Annotated in this window: 18 protein-coding genes and 3 pseudogenes; 9 read left to right on the top strand and 12 right to left on the bottom strand. The window is 68.7% G+C overall.

The features are described 5' to 3' along the window. The coding region (locus E1286_RS49280) for a hypothetical protein (protein ID WP_223190132.1) at positions 1 to 277 on the top strand (277 nt) is incomplete at its 5' end. Between the two features lie 165 nt (positions 278 to 442). Here E1286_RS49280 and E1286_RS19880 read toward each other — a convergent pair. The 6 genes from E1286_RS19880 to E1286_RS19855 all read right to left on the bottom strand — a co-directional run bounded on the left by E1286_RS19880 (position 443) and on the right by E1286_RS19855 (position 8,683). Then, positions 443 to 3,016, bottom strand: a complete 2,574-nt coding sequence (locus E1286_RS19880) for a valine--tRNA ligase (protein ID WP_132614644.1) — start codon at positions 3,014 to 3,016, stop codon at positions 443 to 445. Positions 3,017 to 3,197: 181 nt separating this feature from the next. Next, positions 3,198 to 4,481 carry an ATP-dependent Clp protease ATP-binding subunit ClpX gene (clpX, locus tag E1286_RS19875; RefSeq protein ID WP_132614642.1) on the bottom strand — a complete coding sequence of 428 codons (1,284 nt, stop codon included), beginning with the start codon at positions 4,479 to 4,481 and terminating at the stop codon, positions 3,198 to 3,200. Between the two features lie 184 nt (positions 4,482 to 4,665). Continuing rightward, the gene (locus E1286_RS19870; protein WP_132614640.1) at positions 4,666 to 5,289 is read right to left on the bottom strand and encodes an ATP-dependent Clp protease proteolytic subunit; all 624 of its coding nucleotides are present in this window, start codon (positions 5,287 to 5,289) and stop codon (positions 4,666 to 4,668) included. 12 nt (positions 5,290 to 5,301) lie between these two features. Then, on the bottom strand, positions 5,302 to 5,934 hold the full coding sequence (locus E1286_RS19865) for an ATP-dependent Clp protease proteolytic subunit (protein WP_132614638.1): 633 nt from the start codon (positions 5,932 to 5,934) through the stop codon (positions 5,302 to 5,304). A 337-nt stretch (positions 5,935 to 6,271) separates the two neighbouring features. After that, positions 6,272 to 7,651 (bottom strand): trigger factor, encoded by a 1,380-nt coding sequence (gene tig, locus E1286_RS19860; RefSeq protein ID WP_132614636.1) that lies wholly within the window; start codon positions 7,649 to 7,651, stop codon positions 6,272 to 6,274. Positions 7,652 to 7,816: 165 nt separating this feature from the next. After that, entirely contained in the window at positions 7,817 to 8,683 is an 867-nt protein-coding gene (locus tag E1286_RS19855) for a helix-turn-helix domain-containing protein (protein ID WP_132614634.1), read from the bottom strand. Positions 8,684 to 8,917: 234 nt separating this feature from the next. On the opposite strand from E1286_RS19855, the gene E1286_RS19850 reads away from it, so the two are divergent. Beyond that, positions 8,918 to 9,394, top strand: a complete 477-nt coding sequence (locus E1286_RS19850) for an ATP-binding protein (RefSeq protein ID WP_132614632.1) — start codon at positions 8,918 to 8,920, stop codon at positions 9,392 to 9,394. Positions 9,395 to 9,411: 17 nt separating this feature from the next. On the opposite strand, the gene E1286_RS19845 is transcribed toward E1286_RS19850, so the two are convergent. The 4 genes and pseudogenes from E1286_RS19845 to E1286_RS19830 form a co-directional block, all read right to left on the bottom strand. After that, positions 9,412 to 9,912, bottom strand: coding sequence for a DinB family protein (locus tag E1286_RS19845; RefSeq protein WP_246074992.1), 501 nt, complete (start codon positions 9,910 to 9,912; stop codon positions 9,412 to 9,414). Positions 9,913 to 9,944: 32 nt separating this feature from the next. Continuing rightward, positions 9,945 to 10,322, bottom strand: coding sequence for a DoxX family protein (locus tag E1286_RS19840; RefSeq protein WP_132614630.1), 378 nt, complete (start codon positions 10,320 to 10,322; stop codon positions 9,945 to 9,947). A gap of 109 nt (positions 10,323 to 10,431) precedes the next feature. Continuing rightward, positions 10,432 to 12,171: a hypothetical protein gene (locus E1286_RS19835; protein ID WP_132614628.1), complete on the bottom strand. Its 1,740-nt coding sequence runs from the start codon at positions 12,169 to 12,171 to the stop codon at positions 10,432 to 10,434. Further along, positions 12,156 to 12,924, bottom strand: a pseudogene (locus tag E1286_RS19830) (ABC transporter ATP-binding protein). Before E1286_RS19830 ends, E1286_RS19835 begins: the two are co-directional and overlap by 16 nt. A 120-nt stretch (positions 12,925 to 13,044) precedes the next feature. Here E1286_RS19830 and E1286_RS19825 point away from each other — a divergent pair. The 3 genes and pseudogenes from E1286_RS19825 (at position 13,045) to E1286_RS19815 (ending at position 14,718) form a co-directional block, all read left to right on the top strand. Continuing rightward, a pseudogene (locus E1286_RS19825) lies at positions 13,045 to 13,947 on the top strand (LysR family transcriptional regulator). 23 nt (positions 13,948 to 13,970) lie between these two features. After that, the gene (locus E1286_RS19820) at positions 13,971 to 14,303 is read left to right on the top strand and encodes a hypothetical protein (RefSeq protein ID WP_132614626.1); all 333 of its coding nucleotides are present in this window, start codon (positions 13,971 to 13,973) and stop codon (positions 14,301 to 14,303) included. Continuing rightward, positions 14,293 to 14,718 (top strand): hypothetical protein, encoded by a 426-nt coding sequence (locus E1286_RS19815; protein WP_132614624.1) that lies wholly within the window; start codon positions 14,293 to 14,295, stop codon positions 14,716 to 14,718. The genes E1286_RS19820 and E1286_RS19815 overlap by 11 nt, the downstream gene beginning before the upstream one ends. Before the next feature lie 147 nt (positions 14,719 to 14,865). On the opposite strand, the gene E1286_RS19810 is transcribed toward E1286_RS19815, so the two are convergent. After that, positions 14,866 to 15,237 carry a VOC family protein gene (locus E1286_RS19810; RefSeq protein WP_132614622.1) on the bottom strand — a complete coding sequence of 124 codons (372 nt, stop codon included), beginning with the start codon at positions 15,235 to 15,237 and terminating at the stop codon, positions 14,866 to 14,868. 495 nt (positions 15,238 to 15,732) lie between these two features. Here E1286_RS19810 and E1286_RS19805 point away from each other — a divergent pair, with 495 nt between their 5' ends. From E1286_RS19805 to E1286_RS19790, 4 genes are all read left to right on the top strand, one after another. Then, entirely contained in the window at positions 15,733 to 16,266 is a 534-nt protein-coding gene (locus tag E1286_RS19805) for a hypothetical protein (RefSeq protein WP_132614620.1), read from the top strand. Between the two features lie 364 nt (positions 16,267 to 16,630). Further along, positions 16,631 to 18,031 carry an alpha/beta fold hydrolase gene (locus E1286_RS19800; protein WP_165969808.1) on the top strand — a complete coding sequence of 467 codons (1,401 nt, stop codon included), beginning with the start codon at positions 16,631 to 16,633 and terminating at the stop codon, positions 18,029 to 18,031. Between the two features lie 70 nt (positions 18,032 to 18,101). After that, entirely contained in the window at positions 18,102 to 19,391 is a 1,290-nt protein-coding gene (locus E1286_RS19795) for a sensor histidine kinase (protein WP_132614616.1), read from the top strand. Beyond that, positions 19,388 to 20,029, top strand: coding sequence for a response regulator (locus E1286_RS19790; RefSeq protein ID WP_132614614.1), 642 nt, complete (start codon positions 19,388 to 19,390; stop codon positions 20,027 to 20,029). The genes E1286_RS19795 and E1286_RS19790 overlap by 4 nt, the downstream gene beginning before the upstream one ends. A 66-nt stretch (positions 20,030 to 20,095) precedes the next feature. Here the strand turns inward: E1286_RS19790 and E1286_RS51745 are convergent. Beyond that, positions 20,096 to 20,221, bottom strand: a pseudogene (locus tag E1286_RS51745) (helix-turn-helix domain-containing protein); the annotation flags it as partial. Positions 20,222 to 20,223: the final 2 nt, after the last annotated feature.

Genomic DNA, 20,223 nt, shown 5'->3' with positions numbered 1-20,223 from the left:
TCTCCAAATGATGTTTGGAAACTTCGTCCAAGCAAAACCGTCAAACAATCTCTTTGACGAGGTGTTGCATGAAAATCATGCACTGGCTTTTAACACACTGTTGAGTTCTCAAGAAACGGACGCGTACATCCGCACCAGAATCCTTGAACCCGGTGCGCGAGGCGCTCACATTTCATTTCCTTCAGTCTACCCTATCGTGACGATTCTTGTCAAACCGCCCGATCCGGGAGCTTCCGGACTTGCCCCGCTCGGAGACAACCCTGCTAACTTACTCTAACTTTCGGCGCTTGTCCAACCGCGTGGCTGGGGCCGCCCAAAAGCCGGGGCTCATCAGAAGGGGTTTGTCAGAGCCAACCGGCCCTGCGCAGAAAACTCTAGCAGCCTCTGCGACGGGGAAGGCCCATCTTCGGTAACAAATAGACCTCCCCCGTTTGCGTACGGTTCAAACACCCAGCCCGGCGAGCTGGGCCTCCAGCCGCGCGATGTCGGCGGACGCCTGCTCGGCACGGCTGCGGACCTTGTCCACGACGTCCTGCGGCGCCTTGGCCATGAACTGCTCGTTGCCCAGCTTGGCCGCCACCTGGGAGGCCTCCTTGCGCGCGGCGGCCAGGTCCTTCTCCAGCCGCTTGCGTTCGGCGGCGACGTCGATGGCGCCGGCGGTGTCGATCTCGACCGTGACTCCGCCCACCGTGAGCCGCGCCGTGGCGTTGAACGACCCGGACGGCTCCGTCAGCCGCAACAGCGACCGGATCGCCGTCTCCTGGCCGGACAGCGGCGTGCCGGCCAGGGCGAGCCGCGCGGCCACCTTCTGGCCCGGCTTGAGCCCCTGATCCGAGCGGAACCGGCGGACTTCCGTCACCAGCTCCTGCAGTGCCTCGATCTCCGCCTCCGCGGCCGGGTCGGTGTAGCGGGCGTCGGCCGTCGGCCAGGCCGCCACGACGATCGACTCCTTGCCGGTGACGGCCCGCCACAACTCCTCGGTGACGAACGGCACCAGCGGGTGCAGCAGCCGCAGCAGCGCGTCGAGCACGTGGCCGAGCACCAGTCGCGTGTGCTCCAGCCCCTCGCCAAGCTGGATCTTGGCCAGCTCGAGATACCAGTCGCAGACCTCGTCCCACGCGAAGTGGTAGAGCAGATCGGAGGCCTTGGCGAACTCGAACTCCTCGAGGGCCGCGTCGGCCGCCGTGATGACGGTCTGCAGCCGCGACAGGATCCACCGATCGGCCGGGGTCAGCTCGGCGTCGTCGAGGGAGCCGACAGCGGCGCCGTTCATCAACGCGAATCTGGTGGCGTTCCAGATCTTGTTGCAGAAGTTGCGGGAGCCGGCCGCCCATTCCTCGCTCACCGCGACGTCGGCGCCCGGGTTGGCGCCGCGCAGCAGGGTGAAGCGGGTGGCGTCGGCGCCGAAGCGTTCGACCCAGTCGAGCGGGTCGACCACGTTGCCGAACGACTTCGACATCTTCTTGCCGTACTGGTCGCGGACCATGCCGTGCAGGGCGACGACGCGGAACGGCGGCGCGCCGTCCATGGCGTACAGGCCGAACATCATCATCCGGGCGACCCAGAAGAACAGGATGTCGTAGCCGGTGACCAGCACGGAGGTCGGGTAGAAGCGCGCGAGCTCGGGCGTCGAGTCGGGCCAGCCCATGGTCGAGAACGGCCACAGGCCTGAGGAGAACCACGTGTCGAGGACGTCAGGGTCCTGCGTGTAGCCGGCGGGCGGCTCCTCGTCGGGGCCGACGCACACGACCTCGCCGCCCGGGCCGTACCAGACCGGGATGCGGTGGCCCCACCACAGCTGGCGGGAGATGCACCAGTCGTGCATGTCGTCGACCCAGTCGAAGTAGCGCTTGGCCATCTCCGGCGGGTGGATGCGGGTGCGCCCGTCGCGGACGGCGTCACCCGCCGCCTTAGCCAGCGGCCCGACGTTGACGAACCACTGCAGCGACAACCGCGGCTCGACCACGGTCTTGCAGCGCGAGCAGTGACCGACCGAGTGGACGTAGGGACGCTTCTCGGCGACGATGCGTCCCTCGGCGCGCAACGCCGCCACCACGGCGGGACGGGCCTCGAACCGGTCGAGCCCCTGGAACGGGCCGTGCGCGATGATGACGCCGCGTTCGTCCATGATCGTGAGGGACGGCAGCGAGTGACGGCGGCCGATCTCGAAGTCGTTGGGGTCGTGGGCCGGGGTGACCTTGACCGCGCCGGTGCCGAACGCCGGATCGACGTGCTCGTCGGCGACCACCGGGATCATGCGGCCGGTCAGCGGCACCTCCACCATCGTGCCGACCAGGTGGGCGTAGCGCTCGTCGGACGGGTGGACGGCGACAGCGGTGTCGCCGAGCATGGTCTCGGCGCGTGTGGTGGCCACCACGATGTCGTCGGAGTAGCGGATCGAGACGAGCTCACCCTCGTCCTCGCTGTGCTCGACCTCGATGTCGGACAGCGCGGTCAGGCAGCGCGGGCACCAGTTGATGATGCGCTCGGCGCGGTAGATCAGCCCGTCGTCGAAGAGTTTCTTGAAGATGGTCTGCACGGCCCGCGAGAGCCCCTGGTCCATCGTGAACCGCTCGCGCGACCAGTCGACGCCGTCGCCCAGCTTGCGCATCTGGCCGAGGATGCGTCCACCGGACACTTCCTTCCACTCCCAGACACGCTCGACGAACGCCTCGCGCCCCAGGTCGTGCCGGGACTTGCCCTCCTTGGCCAGCTCGCGTTCGACGACGTTCTGGGTGGCGATGCCGGCGTGGTCCATGCCGGGCAACCAGAGCGTCTCGCGCCCCTGCATGCGGGCGCGGCGCGTCAGCGCGTCCTGGATGGAGTGGTCGAGCGCGTGCCCGATGTGCAGGACACCCGTCACGTTGGGCGGCGGGAGGACGATGCTGTACGGCTCGCGCGAGCTGCCCGGGTCGGCGCGGAAGTAGCCTTCGGATACCCAGCGCTCGTAGCTACGGGTCTCGACGTCGGCCGGTGTGTATTGAGTAGGCAGCTCTGGCGTTGTCACAGTGACCAATTCTAAGGACGAGGGCGAGCGGAAAACGCCCCGAGCCGGGAGCCGCCGTACGCGGCATCCCGTATCGGAGCGAGAAACCCCAACACCGTACGGCCTCCGCGCGTGTCCCGGAAAACCGGAAGCGCCCGCGCGGCGGGCTGCCGCGGGGCGCTCGGGATGCCGCCGGACGGGCGGCGGCGGGTCAGGCCGACTTCTCGCGCGGAGTGCGCTGCTGCTTGGCGGCGAGCTGGTCGCGCGGGACGAGCGTCGGGATCGCGTGCTCGATCACCGACTCGCGGGTGATGACCACGCGGGCGACGTCTTGCCGGGACGGCACTTCGTACATGACGGACTGGAGCACTTCCTCCAGGATGGCGCGCAACCCGCGGGCGCCGGTGCCGCGCAGGATCGCCTGGTCGGCGATGGCCTCCAGGGCTCCGTCGGTGAACTCCAGCTCCACGCCGTCGAGCTCGAGCAGCTTGCGGTACTGCTTGACCAGGGCGTTGCGCGGCTCGGTGAGGATCTGGATGAGCGCCTCGCGGTCGAGGTTGTGCACCGAGGTGATGACCGGCAGACGGCCGACGAACTCGGGGATCATCCCGAACTTCAGCAGGTCTTCGGGCATCACGTCGGAGAAGATGTCGGCCGCGTCGACCTCTTCCTTCGACCGGATGATGGCGTTGAAGCCGATGCCCTTCTTGCCGATGCGCGACTCGATGATCTGCTCAAGGCCGGCGAACGCACCACCGCAGATGAACAGCACGTTGGTGGTGTCGATCTGGATGAACTCCTGGTGCGGGTGTTTACGGCCGCCCTGCGGAGGCACCGACGCGGTCGTGCCCTCCAGGATCTTCAGCAGGGCCTGCTGCACACCTTCGCCGGAGACGTCGCGTGTGATCGACGGGTTTTCGCTCTTGCGAGCGATCTTGTCGACCTCGTCGATGTAGATGATGCCGGTCTCGGCCTTCTTGACGTCGTAGTCGGCCGCCTGGATGAGCTTGAGCAGGATGTTCTCGACATCCTCGCCGACGTATCCCGCCTCGGTGAGCGCGGTGGCGTCGGCGATGGCGAAGGGCACGTTGAGCATCTTCGCCAGGGTCTGCGCCAGCAGCGTCTTGCCCGAGCCCGTGGGCCCGAGCAGCAGGATGTTGCTCTTGGCCAGCTCAAGGCCGTCGTCTCTGCCCCGGTCTCCCGACTGCACCCGCTTGTAGTGGTTGTACACCGCCACCGAGAGAGCCTTCTTCGCCTTGTCCTGACCGATGACGTAGGCGTCGAGGAACTCGTAGATCTCCCTGGGCTTGGGCAGGTTGTCCCACTTGAGCTCGGAGGACTCCGACAGCTCCTCCTCGATGATCTCGTTGCAGAGATCGATGCACTCATCGCAGATGTAGACGCCTGGACCGGCAATGAGCTTCTTGACTTGCTTCTGGCTCTTTCCGCAGAACGAGCACTTCAGCAGGTCTCCCCCGTCGCCGATGCGTGCCACCCCAGATACTCCTTTGCGTGGGACCGCCCTGCTGCCGAGAGCAGTGTCTCCGGACATCCTCCGGACTAGGCCGAACCGCTCAGGTTTCGACGTTACCGTCTTCTGGGCCCTCAGTGAGCCCCCTAGCGGCGAGTCGCACCGGAACGTGCCCTATAGGGCAGCGCTCCGGTGCGTCACGTCTCGTCTAGGAAGCCACGGCCTGAGCTCGTTTCTTCCTGGACGGGATGATGTCATCGATCAGACCATACGCCTTCGCCTCGTCCGCGTTGAGAATTTTGTCGCGTTCGATGTCCTTGCGGACTTCGGCGGAGGACTTACCGGTGTGCCGGGCCACGATGTCTTCCAGCAGCGTGCGCATGCGGAGGATCTCGCGGGCCTGGATCTCGATGTCACTTCCCTGGCCGCCGCCCTCGGTGGACGGCTGGTGGATCAGCACCCGGGCGTTGGGCAGCGCGAAGCGCTTGCCCGGGGTGCCGCCGGCCAGCAGCACGGCCGCCGCGGAGGCGGCCTGGCCGAGGCAGACGGTCTGGATCTCCGGCCGGACGAACTGCATCGTGTCGTAGATCGCCGTCATGGCGGTGAAGGAACCACCGGGCGAGTTGATGTAGATGCTTATGTCGCGGTCGGGGTCGAGCGACTCAAGCGTCAGCAGCTGCGACATGACGTCGTTCGCCGAGGCGTCGTCGATCTGCACGCCGAGGAAGATGATGCGGTCCTCGAACAACTTGGTGTACGGGTCCATCGTCTTGGACCCGGTGGACGTGCGCTCGGTGAACTGCGGGAGCACGTAGCGGCTTTGGATGTTCACAGTAGCTCCCCCTTAGGAAACCGGGCCGTGCGAGGGCACCTGGCGCGCACTGCGGACGACGTGGTCGATGAAGCCGTAGTCCTTGGCCTCCTCGGCCGTGAACCACCGGTCGCGGTCGGAGTCGGCCTCGATCTGGTCCAGCGGCTGCCCCGTGTGGAAGGCGATCCGCTCGGCGAGCGTCTTCTTCACGTAGAGCATCTGCTCGGCCTGGATGGCGATGTCGGCCGCCGTGCCGCCGATGCCACCCGACGGCTGGTGCATCATGACGCGGGCGTGCGGCAGAGCGTAACGCTTGCCCTTGGCCCCCGCGGTGAGCAGGAACTGCCCCATCGAGGCCGCCATCCCCATCACCACGGTCGATACGTCGTTCGGCACGTATTCCATCATGTCGTAAATCGCCATGCCGGCACTCACCGAGCCCCCCGGTGAGTTGATGTAGAGCGAGATGTCGCGGTCGGGGTCGTCGGCCGCCAGCAGCAGCAGCTCGGCGCAGATCCGGTTGGCGATCTCGTCGTTGACCTCCTGCCCGAGCACGATGATCCGCTCGCGGAGCAGGCGCTGGTAGAGCTGGTCTTCAAGCCGGAAGGCGGAGCCGTTCTCACGGCCTCGAGACTCAGGCTGATAGAAGGTCGGCGGGCTGGTCACAGCGTCACCTTCCGATGCGTCGTAATCGATTGGCTTTGCTTGTGACCTTAACGCGCGCTGCCCATAGCTCATGCCCGGTCGCCGGGACTGTTCGCTGACGGCGCATGTCGCAGCGCCTCGGGGGCTTGCCATGTCGCGTCGCTTTCGTACCTGGCCGGGGGGAAGAGGACGCTCTGGGCGGCCCGAGAGAGGTGGACGCGCGCATCCCTGCCCGGTAACCCTCCGTTGGTCCGCAGGCCACCACGAGGCCGCTGAGAGCCGCGTACGGCGCCCCGGGAACGCGTAAGCCCCCGGACCGGTCGGTTCGGGGGCTTTACGTCGGCTCGGATGAAAACCGTTACGCCTCGGGCTTGTCGTCCTCGTCGGCGGGCTCTTCCTCAGGGGCCTCGCCACCGTTGAGCTCGGTGTAGATGGCCTTGAGGTCGACCTCGTTGCCGTCGGCGTCGACGACCTTGGCGGCGTCGCCCAGGACGGCCTTGGCCTTGTCACGGACGATCTCGACCATGGCGAGCGTGAGCTGGTCGTTGTCGGCGAGGTGCTGGGCCAGCTCGTTGGGCTGGACGCCCATCTCCATGGCGCGGCGGACCACGAAGTTGGTCAGCTCCTGCTCCGAGACGCCGAGCTCCTCGGCCTTGACGACCTTGTCGAGCACGAAGCCGACCTTGATCGCCCGGGCGGAGGTGGTCTCGAACTCGGCGAAGCGCTCCTCCTCCGTCGTCTGGTAGAGACGGAAGAAGGCCTCGCGGCTCAGGCCGCTCTCGGCGATCTGGTGGTCGAGGTTGTGCTTGCGGGCGTCGATCTCGGCCTTGAGCGCGCTGTCGGGCAGCGGGATGTCGATCTGCTCGAGCACCGCGTCGAGCGCCTTCTCGCGGGCCTGGACGACCTGGTCGATCACCTTGTTGCGGCGGACCTGCTCGCTGATGCTGGCCTTGAGCTCGTCGAGCGTGTCGAACTCGCTCGCGAGCTGGGCGAACTCGTCGTCGAGCTCCGGCAGGACCTTCTCCTTGACCGACTTGACGTTGATGATCACGTCGGCCTCCTCGCCGGCGTTCTCGCCGCCGACGAGCTCGGTCTTGAAGCCCTTCTCCTCGCCCGCGGACATGCCCTCGAGCGCGGCGTCGAGGCCCTGCAGCACGGAGCCGGCGCCGACCTCGTAGGAGACCTCGCTGGCCTGCTGCTCCTCGATGTTCTGGCCGTCGATCTCGGCGCGCAGGTCCATCACGACGAAGTCGCCGTTGGCGGCGGGCCGCTCGACGCCGGTCAGCGTGGCGAAGCGCTGGCGCAGCGCGTCGAGCTGGGCGTCGACGTCTTCGTCGGAGACCTCGGCGGAGTCGACCGTGACCTCGAGGCCCTGGTAGTCGGGCAGCTCGAAGTTGGGACGGATGTCGACCTCGGCGGTGAACTCGATCTGCTCGCCGTCGTCGATCTTCGTGACCTCGATGTCAGGCTGGCTGACCGGGAACACGTCGACCTCGTCGACGGCCTGGCCGTACAGCTTGGGCACCGCGTCGTTGAGGGTCTCCTCCAGCACCACCGCCCGGCCGAAGCGCTGCTCGATGATGCGGGCCGGAACCTTGCCAGGCCGGAACCCGGGGACGCGCACCTGCTGCGCGACCTTCTTGTACGCCGCATCCATGCTGGGGCGCAGCTCTTCGAACGGCACCTCGACAGTGAGCTTGACCCGGGTCGGGCTGAGCTCCTCGACAGCGGTCTTCACGGAATGGTCTCCTTGATCAAGCTACGAGTGATCGCGGGCGCGTCCATCGGTACGGCCCACGCGCCGCGCCCACATGAGCGGTGTTGGGCATGCTCCGCCATGGCGGGATCCAACGCCATGGCCAGTCTAGGGCAGATGCACACCCAACAACGACGCTCGCCGCCCTCAGAACTCGTCGGCGATCGTCCGCAGCAGCTCGATCGTCTCGTCAGGAGTGGTGCTCACGGCGCACAGCCGCTCCATCACCTCGCTGTATCGGTCCACGTCCTCACGCTTGTCCAGGTAGAGCGCGCTGGCCAGCTGCTCGACGTACACCACGTCGGGCAGGTCGGCGTCGGGGAATCTCAGGATGCTGAACGCCCCGCCCTCGGCGCTGTGCCCGCCGTAGCTGAACGGCATGATCTGGATCGTGATGTTGTGCTGGCGCATGAGGTCGATGAGGTGCTCGAGCTGGGCCCGCATCACCTCGACTCCACCGATCGGCCGGCGCAGCGCGGCCTCGTCGATCACCGCCCAGAACACCGGCCCGTCCGGCCGGTCGAAGATCCTCTGGCGCTCCAGGCGGAGATCCACCCTTCTGGCGATCTCCTCGGCTCCGATGCCCGCCGCCCCTGCGGTCACCACAGCCCGTGCGTACTCCTTGGTCTGCAACAGTCCTGGCACGAACTGGACCTCGTAGGTCCTGATCCTGGCGGCGGCCTCCTCAAGGCCGACGTACGCCTGGAACCACGTGGGCAGGACGTCGTTGAACCGGTGCCACCAGCCGGGTTCGTTGGCGGTGGCGACCAGGTCCAGCACCGCGGCGCGAGCCTGCTGATCCACCACTCCGTACAGGGTCAGCAGGTCCTCGACGTCACGTTCCTTGAACCCCACCCGGCCCAGCTCCATGCGGCTGATCTTGGATTCGGACCCCCGGATGAGGTGGCCCGCCTCCTCACGAGTGACGTTCTTCGCTTCCCTGAGCTTGCGCAGCTGGGAGCCCAGGAGGATGCGCAGCGCCGTCGGCCCGGAACCCGGCTGGTTCTGCGTCACTTTGCCTCCTATCAAGGTCCGCACACACAGTGACACCACATTGCCGGGTATGACAAGGTCTCAACCTGGTGTCCGATTCAGGGACTAATGGGCAAAAACAGTGCTTGCTCCTGCACACTGCACATGCACGTGCATTTGGGTCTTGCAGCGACGGCGACTCGTGACCCATGATGGCCTAGTGCATATTGGGCCAAACATGCACTAACCAAGGTTGAATCGGGAGGTATCGGCGGCATGGTGGAGGATCCTCTGGCCACTGCCGATTGCCTGCAGATCACCCGCGAGGTGGGATTCGACCATCTCCTCCAGGGCGGCAAGCCGTACACGACCTCGTGTCCGCTGCCCTTCCAGGCCGACTCGGTGAAGACCGCCAGGGACGTGACCCGCTCGACGCTGCGCGGCTGGGGTCTGCACGACCTCAGCGACGACGCCGCGCTCGTGGTGTCGGAGCTCGTGACGAACGCGGTCAGGTACGCGATGTACGCCGGCGGCCGCCGCGAGATCCAGCTGTTGCTCATGCGGGTCGCGCCGCACGTGCTGCTGGCCGTGGCGGACCCGAGCGACGAGGTGCCGCGGCGCAAGGAGCCCGACTTCATCTCCGAGAACGGCCGCGGCCTTTACATCGTCGAAACCTACAGCCAGTGCTGGGGCTGGGACCCGCTGGCCCGCGGCGGCAAGGCCGTCTGGGCGCTCTTCCACGCCGGCTCCTGAGCCCCCGTTTCAGGGCGTCATTCGCCCGTGACGCCGTCGATACGCTCGCGTAGCAGGTCGGCGTGACCGTTGTGGCGAGCGTACTCCTCGATCATGTGCACGAGAACCCAGCGGTGCGAGCAGTCGTCGCCGTTGCGGTCGCCGACGGCGTCCAGCGGCTTGGCGGCCGAGATGCGGCGGGCGTGCTCGATCTCCCGCCGCCAGGTGTCGAAGGCCTCCGGCACCGACGCGGTGTCGACCTCCTTGAAGTCGTTGTCGTTGTCGCGGTCCTTGTCCCACAACTTGGGGATGTCCTCGCCGTCGAGCACGCGGCGGAACCACATGCGTTCGACATGGGCCATGTGCCTGACCAGGCCCAGGAGAGACATGTCCGAGGGCGGCGCGGAACGCTCGCGCAGCTGCTCGTCCGACAGGCCCGCGCACTTGACGGCCAGGGTCGCGCGGTGCCATTCGAGCCAGTTGTTCAGCATGGTCAGTTCGTCGCCGAGGTAGGCCGGGGGTACTCGGGTGTCGGTCACGTCGCCAGACCCTATACCGGACGAAGCGCCGTCTATCCGGCGATCCGCGTCCGGAGGCGGGCCGTGGCCGCGCGGCGGCCCCACGCGATGACGGCGCAGAGCACGAGCAGGGACAACGGCATGACCGCCGCTCCCCCGGAGACGAAGAGCTCGGTCAGCGTCGCGCAGACCATCAGCACGGCGAGCGCCAGTCCGGCCACCCCCGCCAGTGGCGGCACCAGCAGTCCTGCTGCGCCGGCCACCTCGAGCGCGCCCGTCAGGTGACGGAACCAGTCGCCCAGCCCGATCGCCTCGAACGTGGAGGCGGACGGCTCGGCGTTCGTGAACTTGGCCATGGCGGACATCACGAAAAATCCCGCCACGACGACCTGGAGGACCCACAGGGCGATGTTCCCCACGCGTGTGGTCATTCTTCTCCCCTTCCGTTGCCTCCGACGCTAAGGAGGGACGCGGCCGGGGAGAATCGACCTGGCTGCCCGGACGGGGTGTACCTAGGTACACCCCGTACCGAGGCACCGCTCAAGCTCGGCGGGGCGACGCTCGACTGACCTGATAGAGGGCCATGCCGTACATGGTCAGGCCGAGCAGGACCATGGCGATCACCACGGGCCAGCGCAGGCTCGGGCTCATGTACGTGGCCAGGAACCAGCTGTGGCGCTCGATGTCGTTGACGATGAAGATCGAGGCCACGATCCCCTGCGGGAACAGCGGGATCGAGCCGAAGCCGAAGCCCACCCAGGCGATGGCCTGCTGGGGTTTGGGCAGGGCGGCGAGTCTGGAGGCCGCGGCCTTCCCCGTACGGCGGCCGGTGCGCATGGCGTGCAGCAGTTCGGGGCCCTGGCCGCGCAGCCGTCGTTCGGCCATGAGACCGAGGCCCCAGTAGCACAGGGCGCCCGTCGCCAGGCCGACCGCGACGCCGGCCCAGCCGTACCGGAGGGCCGCGAGGCCGGCGGGCACGCCGGTCACCACGACGAGCGCCAGCATGAGGTAGGCGAGCCCGGTCAGGCCGCCGTTGTCGTCGCTGACGCGCAGCGGGTTGCCGCTGCGCTTGTGCGGGTCGGTCCCCGGCACCAGCCCGTACACCGACAGCAACGGCACCAGCCCCGCGGCGCCGCCCAGCAGGGCGGGCAGCAACGCGAGCACGAGCGGCCACTGCCCGCCGGCGACGGCGGTGCTCCCGACGGTGACCACGCCCGCTACCGGGGCGATCACGGCCAGCCAGGCTCGTTGCCGGCCGCGTACGTCGGTCGCGCCCGGCGTCAGCATGGTGAGCCACAGCGCGGTGCCGTCGGTGCCGTACAGGTTGGAGGTCAGCCCGGCGGCCATCACGACGAAGATCGGCCCGGCGGACGGCAGCATGCCGTCCCAGCCGATGAGCAGCGGGCTGGCGCCGAAGCAGACGGCGAAGGACAGGGCGAAGACCAGCTGGTGGTTGCGCGCCAGATCGCGGGACCAGGTACGCAGCTCCTTGGCGACGACCGCGCCGTTGGCGCTCGCCGCCCTGATCGGCCGGCGCGGGCGGCCCGACGTGCGCGGTGCGCCCGCGCTCCTGGCCAGGAGCGCGGCCCAGGCCGCCAGCAACAGCAGATCGAGTACGGCGAGACCGGCGAGCGCGGCGAGGTCGCCCCTGACCGCGAGCAGGCCCCAGCCGGAAGGCAGGTACCAGACCGCCTCCGGCACCCCGCTCTGGTCGAACAGCGCGAGGAACACCCAGATCTGGCTGCCCCCTGCCAGCACGGCCCCGTTGACCACGCCCGCGCCGACCGCCCCCAGGCGGGAGCGCAACGCCAGGCCGAGCACGCCCACGGCGACCTTCGACAGCAGCACGAACAGGGCCAGCTGCAGCACGATCGCGGGCACGGCCGGCAACACGCCGGCCGGTCCCGCATGCCGTACGCCGGCCACCGCCAGCCCGAGCAGAGCGGTCAGGCTGATCAGCGGGGCCAGCCCGACGAACGCCGCCACCAGCAGGCCGGTCGCCAGGCGATGCGACTTGAGGCCGAGAAGGGCGAAATGCTCGGGCTTGAGGGTCTCGTCGCCGCCGCCCATGACCACCGGACCCAGGATCCAGCCCATCATCCATACCGCGTAGACCCCGGCGAGCAGCTCGGCGTCGGCCGTCGCGGCCAGGTAGAGCGTCCCGCCCGAGAACAGCAGCCCCAAGAAGACACCCGTGGAGGTCATCGAGCCCCACGCGCCCTTGTGCGAGTGCCGCAGCACCGCGATCTTCATCCGGGCCAGGGTCAGCGCGACAGCCACGCCAGCTCCTTCACGCCGCCACCCTCGGCGTTCACCAGCCGCACGAAGCGCTCTTCCAGGCTCCGGCCTTCCCGGATCTCCTCCAGCGTGCCGGCGGCGGCCACCCGGCCCCCGTCGATCACGGCCACGTGGTCGCACAGCTGTTCCACCAGCGCCATGACATGGCTGGACAGCACGATCGAGCCGCCTCCCGCGACGAAGCCGCGCAGGATCGTCTTGATCGTCGCCGCCGAAACCGGGTCCACCGCCTCGAACGGCTCGTCCAGCACCAGCAGCCGCGGCGCGTGCAGCAGAGCCGCGGCCAGGCCGATCTTCTTGCGCATGCCGGTCGAGTACTCGATCACCAGCGTCTTCTCCGCCCGGTCCAGCTCGAGCACGCTCAGCAGGTCCTCGGCACGCCGGCCGACCGTGCTCTCGGGGAGGCCGCGCAGCAGGCCGAGGTAGGTCAGCACCTCGCGGCCGGTCAGCCGCTCCGGCATGGCCAGGCCGTCCGGCAGCACCCCGATCAGCGCCTTGGCGGCGGCGGGCTCCTCCCACACGTCGATGCCGAAGACGTGAGCGGATCCGGCGTCGGGCCGCAGAAGCCCGACCGCACAAGGTGGTGGTCTTGCCCGCGCCGTTCTGCCCCACCAGCCCCAGGAACGCGCCCCGCGGCACCTCCAGATCGATCCTGTCCGCCGCGAGCGAGGCGCCGAAGGCCTTGGACAGGCCGGTGAGCCGCAGCGCGGCATCGTCATCCGCGAACGACCGCAAGAGCTTCCCCTCAGGTGAATCACAGCTGGTCAGGGACAGCCTTCCGCTCCGCCCATCAGGCGATCAACGACAGCTCCGATAACATCCCATAACGTCACACTTATGGATTGAAAGGTCGAAATGGAGCTGCGGGACATCGAGATCTTCCTCACGCTTGCGGAGGAACTTCACTTCGGCCGTACCGCGGAAAGGCTCCACATCACCCAGGCCCGCGTCAGCCAGTCCATCAAGAAGCAGGAGCGGCGCATCGGAGCCCCGCTGTTCGAGCGGAACAGCCGTACCGTACGCCTCACTGCCATCGGCAGCCGCCTGCACGACGATCTGCGACAGGCCTACGACCTCGTCCACAGCGGCCTGGCCCGCGCGGCCGGCACCGCGCAGGGCGTCCAGGGCACCCTGCGGCTTGGCGTGATGGGAGCGCTGGGCAATGAGCTGCGCCCGGTGATCGACGAGTTCGGCGCCCGTCACCCCGACTGCGCGGTCCAGATCTCCGAGTACCACTTCAGCGAGCCGCTCGCCGCGCTGCGCTCCGGCGAGGTCGACATGTAGCTCATGTGGCTGCCGGTCAGGGAGGCCGACCTCGCCGTCGGGCCCGTGGTCCTGACGGAGGGGCGCGTGCTCGCGATCGCCGAGACCTCCGACCTCGCCGGCCGTACGTCGGTGTCCATGGAGGACCTGGCCGGCCGGCCGGTTCTCGATCCGGGGCCGGCGGCGCCGGTCTACTGGGCCGAGGCCATGATCCCCGCATTCACCCCCAGCGGCGGGCCCATCCCGCGCGGCCCGCGGGCTCGCACCTTCCACGAACTACTCGTGCTCGTCGCCGCCGGGCAGATCGTCAGCCCGGTCAACGCTCACGTCGCCCGCTACTACACCCACCCGGACATCGCCCTACTGCCCATCCATGACGCTCCGCGTACGGAATGGGCGCTGGTCTGGCGCGCGGAGTGCGAGACGCCGCTCGTCCGCGCCTTCGTCCGTACGGGACAGGACCTGGGGTCACGGCCCATCGCCACGAGAGCCTGACCTCGCGCCTGCGGCTACCGACCATGAAGAAGACGATGACTGCCTTGGCGGCCTGTGCCGTCCTGGCGGTCGGTGCCGTTCCAGCTCATGCGGCGCCCGAGGACCCGGTCCGCGCGCTCACGACCAAGCCGGTGGCCGGGCACGGCGTGCGCTTCACCGAGACGGCCACGGTGGTGGACGGCCTCGAGGAGAGGCAGCAGAAGAGCCGCTTCGACAGCAAGGGCGTCGCGGCCTTGGACATCACGGCCACCACCATCGACTCCGAACGGACGGACCATCGTCATCCAGCGCGAATGCAGGACGTACGTCTCCTATGGCGACCCGGCAGGTCCTCCGGTGGAGGGTATGAAGTATGACGACATGCCCAGTGGCGGGTTGTCCGACTCCTACGGGCAGGTCCTCAACGCGGCCGAGCCCGCGACCTTGGCCGCTCTGATCAAGAACGGGAAGCGGACCGACGACACGGTCACCGGCACGATCACGTTCGGCGAGCTCGTGGAGCACTCGCGGTGGTTCCGCAGCTCGTGGCCGACCACCATCGCCGCCCGCACGGAGGTCTCCTACACCCTCACGCTCACCCCGGCGGGCCTGGTGAGCGGGTTGCAGAGCGCGTACCGGGCGCTGGACACCTGGGACAGGAAGATCGAGGGCAAGCTCATCGCCGTGGACACCCGTTGCAGCGGGTGGGGCCGCAAGGTGTCGATCAAGGCGCCGGACCCCCGCAAGGTCGCGTTCCTGCCGAGACTCCCCGGCGAGTTCTCGCTGTTGTGACGGCCAGGCCACTTCCGATCACGGAGATGGCCTTCGGGATATCTGTCTCCTCGCAGACATCCACGGCCTCGTCGCGCCGGGCGGTTGTGCCGGTGGGCGCTGCCAAGGACGGTGAGACGCGGGTTTCTGGGCCTGAGATTCCGTGTTTTACCCGGCTGGGTCCTGGACGCCTGTGACCGCGCCGGATTCGTCGGTCACGTACATTCCCTTCGACAGATCGATCAGGACCAGGTCGTTGCCGAACGGGTCGGCCACCACCGCCAGGCGGCCGACGGGAACGTCCGCGGGCTCGCCGACCATGCGACCGCCCGCCTCGACCACCTGCGCGGCGGCGGCGTCCACCGAGGTGACCAGCCAGGTCGGCACGAGGCCGCGCCGGGTGGTCAGCACGATCTCGGTGTCGGTGTCGGGCAGCCGGAGGCCCGCCTGCCCCAGCTCGTAATTGCGCCACAGCAGCTCGTGGCCGAGACCGTCCCGGTAGAAGCCGAGACCGCTGTCGAGGTCCGGGACCGGGACCATGACTGCGTCGACCTTCCGGATGACGGGCGCCGCCCGATGACCCACCATGTCCTGAAGCTACCCGGTCATGCCTGATCAGGGAGTGGAACCAGCACCTCAGCAGTGACGCCGCTTGTCACTCAGAAGGCCACGGCCCCCCAAGGAAAAGGCCTTATGACTGGTCGTGCTGGTCGGGGCGACAGGATGTGAACCTGCGACCCGATGCCGCGGGTGGATCTGGACGCGCCCCCAAGCAGCGGCACACCGCCAAGCACATCTTCGACCGGCTGCTGGAGGAACACGGCGCGGTGGAGGTGTCGTACGGGATGGTCCGCGACTACGTCGCCAAGCGCCGCCTGGCTGCTCCACCGCCTACGCGGCACTCGCGGGACGCTGACCAGCAGCTATCCCCCCGCGTCCGGTTCCATTTCAGCGTCCCAGCAAGATCGGTATCGTCGATAACGGCTGTCCGCCGATTCCTGAACCTCGAGAACAGCGTGTCGTTATCCTGAGGGCGTGATCTCAGGTGAGGATCCCCACGCGGCCGACACCCAAGTCTCCATCATCTCGGCGCAGGGCTTGACTGCCGTGGCTGACGTCCGGCATGCCGACACGCAGATCTCCGGTTTCTCGCCTGTCAGTAGGCAGACCGTTCCGGCGGGCACGGGTCGCCAGGCCGTGCGGTTCTGCCGAGAGACCATGATCGCGGGCACCCTCCTCGGCCGTGCTCCACGGACGCTGAGCTCTCACCATGCGAGAGCCTGGGCCACCAGCCTGCTGCAGACGCGGCTGCTGCCCTGGAAGGAAATCGAAGAGGACGGCTGGCACACCACCAGTAACCTGCTCATCCAGCAGTATGCTCTCTTCCCTGACCGCGGCTGGATCCTGCTGGGCGGGGTCGTCCGGGCACCCCGGCCGCGTGCGGCCACGGACGCGTACATGCTGGCCTGGGCTGAGGAGGCGCTCGGCTTGGCCGATCCTCCGGCATGGCTGCCCGGACCGGAACACGACGACACGTGGTACGCAGCCCTGCCCGACAAGAAGCCCTAGATTGCACTGACGCAGGGCTCCCGTGACTGTCGGCTATCGCCCTACCTGACCGCGCACATCAGCAGGTTCGGCCTGTATGCCACCGACGTGCTGCGGCTGCGGCCTGATGACTTCGATCCGGACCTGTCCGAGATCGACTTCATCACCCTCGCCGAGGCGGCGTAGTACTCATCTTGATCTTGCTCCGCGCCAGGATGGCGGCGAAGCTGTCGCGTCGGCGTGGCGGGTCGCACGTATGTCTTGTGGCAGATGTGGCGGGAGCTTCGCATACCTAGTCTGTGAGGTCATCTGCGGCGCTCGCCGCACCATCCTGTTGGAGGATTCGATGACCTGGCCAAGATCGGTCTTGCTTGCCATGCCCCTGATGGTGACGCTGGGAGCGTACGCTCCAGCTGCCTCCGCCTCGTCCAGCGGGGCGCTGACGCCGCCCCTGACATGGTCGGCATGCGGGGGGAAGATCTCGGCCGAGTTGCAGTGCGCCAAGCTGGCCGTTCCCATCGACTGGTCGAAACCCGACGGGAAGACGATCACCCTCACTGTGGGCAGGGCGCCGGCGACCGGTGCGGCCGCGGGCACCGTCTTGTTCAGCCCCGGAGGTCCCGGTGGCGCCGGCGTTCAGGAGTTGTCCCGCGCGCTGCCCCACTTCGCCGGTCTGCGTACCCGGATGGACGTCGTCACCTGGAACCCGCGCGGCGGGGTGAGCGGTGAGCACATCCCGCTGGAGTCTTGCGCGGCCGGTCCCGTGTTCGCCACTCCGGACAGCCGGCGCGAGTACGATCAGGCGCTCAAGGCGAACGCCGCCGGGATCGCTCCCTGCCGGGACGCCGTGCCCGAGTTGTTCGCCAACCTGGACTCGGCCACTCAGGCGCGTGACATGGACGCGATCCGCGCTGCCCTGGGCGAGGAGAAGATTTCCTTCTTCGGAAACTCCTACGGCGGCGTGCTCGGGGCCTCCTACGCGCGGCTGTTCCCGCAGCGGCTGCGCGCGATGGCGGTGGACAGCGTACCCGACCACGTGGACCCGCTCGCGAAGTCGGAGCAACTGCAATATAAGGGCTTGGAGGCGGGGTTCCAGCGGTTCGTCCGTTGGTGCGCCGGCTCCTCCGACTGCGCGCTGCGCGGGACCGGCGTGGAGAAGACCTGGCAGGCCGTTGTGCGGCGGGCCGAGCGTCGTCCCTTGCCCGGCGCCGCGGCCGCCGGTGAGCGCCGCTACGACGGTGACGACCTGAAGTTCCTGGCCTACGGCCTGGTCGACAGCACGGCGGAGTGGCCCGCGCTGGCCAAGGCCATCACGGGCGCCGCCAAGGGCGACGCGTCCGGTTTCGACCCGCAAGGCCGCGGCCTGCCGCCGCGGGTGACCGCCATGCTCGCGGTGAACTGCGCCGACGGATTCCGCTACGACGGCTACCACGCCTACCGTGCGGCGGTGCGGCGCTCGGTCAAGGTGTCGCCGAACTTCTCCGGCATGCGGGAGAATGCCTGGCTCGCCTGCTCGCCGTGGGCGGCCAAGGCCGCCAACCCGCCGGCGCCGCTGCCGGCCCGCAAGCTCCCGCCGCTGCTCGGCATAGGCCCGGTCTACGAGTACCCCTCTGTCCGCGCCATCACCGACCAGGTCCCCGGGTCGGTCACGGTCAAGTACGACGGCATCGGCCATGGCCGGTACCTGAACGCCGGCGACCCCTGCGTGATCGGCCACGTGGACCGGTACCTGATCGACGGCAAGGTGCCCGCACCCGGCACCACGTGCCCCGCCAGGCCGGCGTGATACTGGGCGCGTGAGACGACCAGCGGCTTTCCGCCCCTTTCTGACCGGCGTCTGGCGACGTATGCCGCTCATGGGCCGCGACGCCCTGCTCGCCTGCGCCGTGGCGATCATCGCGCTGGCAGTGTCGGCACTGGACGAATGGTGGCGCGGTCAGCCTGCCGAGATTACCGATGTGGGCGCGGCGGCGTGGGCGCCGCCGATTCTGGCCGCCTGCGCGCCGCTGGCGCTGCGCAGGCGGCTGCCGCTGACGGCAGTAGTTGCGTCCGCGATGGTGATGCTCGCGCTCGGCCTCGCGCTGGAGCGCGACGCCGGGATCTGGGTCCTGGGCCTGATCGTCGCCTCGGCGGCCTACCACCGCCATCGGCTGCGCTCGGTACTCCTGATCGGCTCGGTCGTCTGGGCGGTGGCGGCAGGCCTCGGGGGCATGTCTGTGCCGGACCTCGCTACCGTGTCCGTCTATGCGGCGGCGGGCGCGGCGCCGGTCGCCGTCGGGTACGCGCTGCGGCTGCGGGCCGACCGCGCCGTGCAGGCCGCGCGGCTACAGCGTGCCCGGGAGGAGCAGGCACGCTCGCAGGAGGCCGCGCGGATCGCCCGGGAGGTTCATGACGTCGTCGGGCATCACCTCAGCGCGATCAGGCTGCAGGCGGTCGGTGCCAGGCGGGCGCTGACCGGTCACGACTGCGAGGCCGACCGCGCGCTGGCCGGGATCGCCGGTCTGTCGGCCGAGGCGCTGGCCGAGATTCGGGCACTGCTGGCGACCTTGGTGCGATCGGACCGCGAGGACCACGCTTACAGCGGAGGCCTCGCCGACTTGCCCGCGCTGGCGGAACGCAGTGGCGGGCCGGAATTGGCCGTCGCCCTGGAGGTCGACCCTCGCCTTGACAGCACCGTCCACCCCGAGACGGCGGCCTGCGCCTACCGGATCGTGCAGGAGGCGCTGACCAATGTGGCGCGGCACTCCACGGCCGCGCTGGCCTCGGTCACGGTCCGTGCGGTGAGCAGCCGGGTCGTCGTCACCATCGACGACCCAGGCCCGCCCCGGCCGTCGGCCGGCGGCGAAGCGGCCGGCGACGGTGTTCTGAGCGGTGGCCACCGCGGTGGGCACCGCGGTGGGCACCGCGGTGGGCACCGCGGTGGGCATGGCCTGGCGGGCATGCGCGAGCGTGTGGCGGCGCTCGGAGGGCACTGCCACATCGGCCGGCACGGCAGGGCGGGCTGGCGGGTGCGCGTCAGCCTGCCCGTGCTCCCTCCGCATGCGCGTGACGAGCACAGATCAGCGGTGACGGCCGGCGGTGCAGAACCCGGCCCTTCCACGATGTCCTCTGCGTACAGTCATCCGGCCCGGCAGGTGGTCCCGTGATCCGGCTGCTGATCGCCGACGACCAGCATCTCGCCCGCGAGGGCCTGCGGCAGTTGCTCAGCCATGAGCCCGACATCGCCTTCCTCGGTGCCGCGCGTGACGGGGCCGAGCTGATCAGCATGGCGCGCGAGCACCAGCCGGACGTGATCCTCACGGACCTGCGGATGCCGGGCACGGACGGGATCACGGCGATCCGGCGGCTGACGGCGCGGGCGCCGGATAGGCCGATCATCGCGCTGACCACGTTCGACACCGACGAATACCTCTTCGGGGCACTCGAAGCGGGCGCCGTGGGCTTCCTGCTCAAGGACGGCGACCCCGACCTCTATCGGGCAGCGATACGCGCGGCTCACCGCGGTCAGGGACTGATCGACCCGCAGGTCACCCGCAGGCTCGTGCGCCGCTTCGCCACCCCACCGGTGCGAGGCCATGGCCGGGAGCTGACGATCCGGGAAACGGAGGTCCTCCGCCTGGTCGCGTTGGGCCGGTCCAACGCCGAGATCGCCGGGGAGCTGCGCATCGCCGCCGGCACGGTCAAGATCCACGTGTCGCGTGTCCTGTCTAAGATCGGCGTGCGCACTCGTGTCCAAGCCGCGATCCATGCCTACCGCTCAGGATTGGTGTCCTCGGATGAGTAGAAGCGAAAAGCCCCATCGGCGCCGCCGCCGGGCCACTGCTGCCGCCCCGCCGGGTGTGCAACTCACGCCCGGGTCGCAGCCGAGCAGGTCAGCGATCTGCGCAACCGACAGTCCGTGCAGCGACAACAGCACCATCACTGCCCGCATCGCCTGCCGCCAGCGGCCGCGTACCTCCGTCTGCAGGTGCTCGATCG

The sequence above is a fragment of the Nonomuraea terrae genome (assembly GCF_004348995.1).
GTDB lineage: Bacteria > Actinomycetota > Actinomycetes > Streptosporangiales > Streptosporangiaceae > Nonomuraea > Nonomuraea terrae.
Note: the sequence above shows the minus strand (reverse complement) of the source record. Positions and strands in the feature narration are given on the sequence as shown.

Bases quoted from the DNA above. Each gene is read 5' to 3' on its own strand.
- E1286_RS19810 (WP_132614622.1), bottom strand. From the start codon at position 15,237: ATGGTCCCGGTCCCGGACCTCGACAGCGGTCTCGGCTTCTACCGGGAC.
- E1286_RS19820 (WP_132614626.1), top strand. From the start codon at position 13,971: ATGAAGAAGACGATGACTGCCTTGGCGGCCTGTGCCGTCCTGGCGGTC.
- E1286_RS19815 (WP_132614624.1), top strand. From the start codon at position 14,293: ATGAAGTATGACGACATGCCCAGTGGCGGGTTGTCCGACTCCTACGGG.
- E1286_RS19840 (WP_132614630.1), bottom strand. From the start codon at position 10,322: ATGACCACACGCGTGGGGAACATCGCCCTGTGGGTCCTCCAGGTCGTC.
- E1286_RS19795 (WP_132614616.1), top strand. From the start codon at position 18,102: ATGGGCCGCGACGCCCTGCTCGCCTGCGCCGTGGCGATCATCGCGCTG.
- E1286_RS19850 (WP_132614632.1), top strand. From the start codon at position 8,918: ATGGTGGAGGATCCTCTGGCCACTGCCGATTGCCTGCAGATCACCCGC.
- E1286_RS19800 (WP_165969808.1), top strand. From the start codon at position 16,631: ATGGTGACGCTGGGAGCGTACGCTCCAGCTGCCTCCGCCTCGTCCAGC.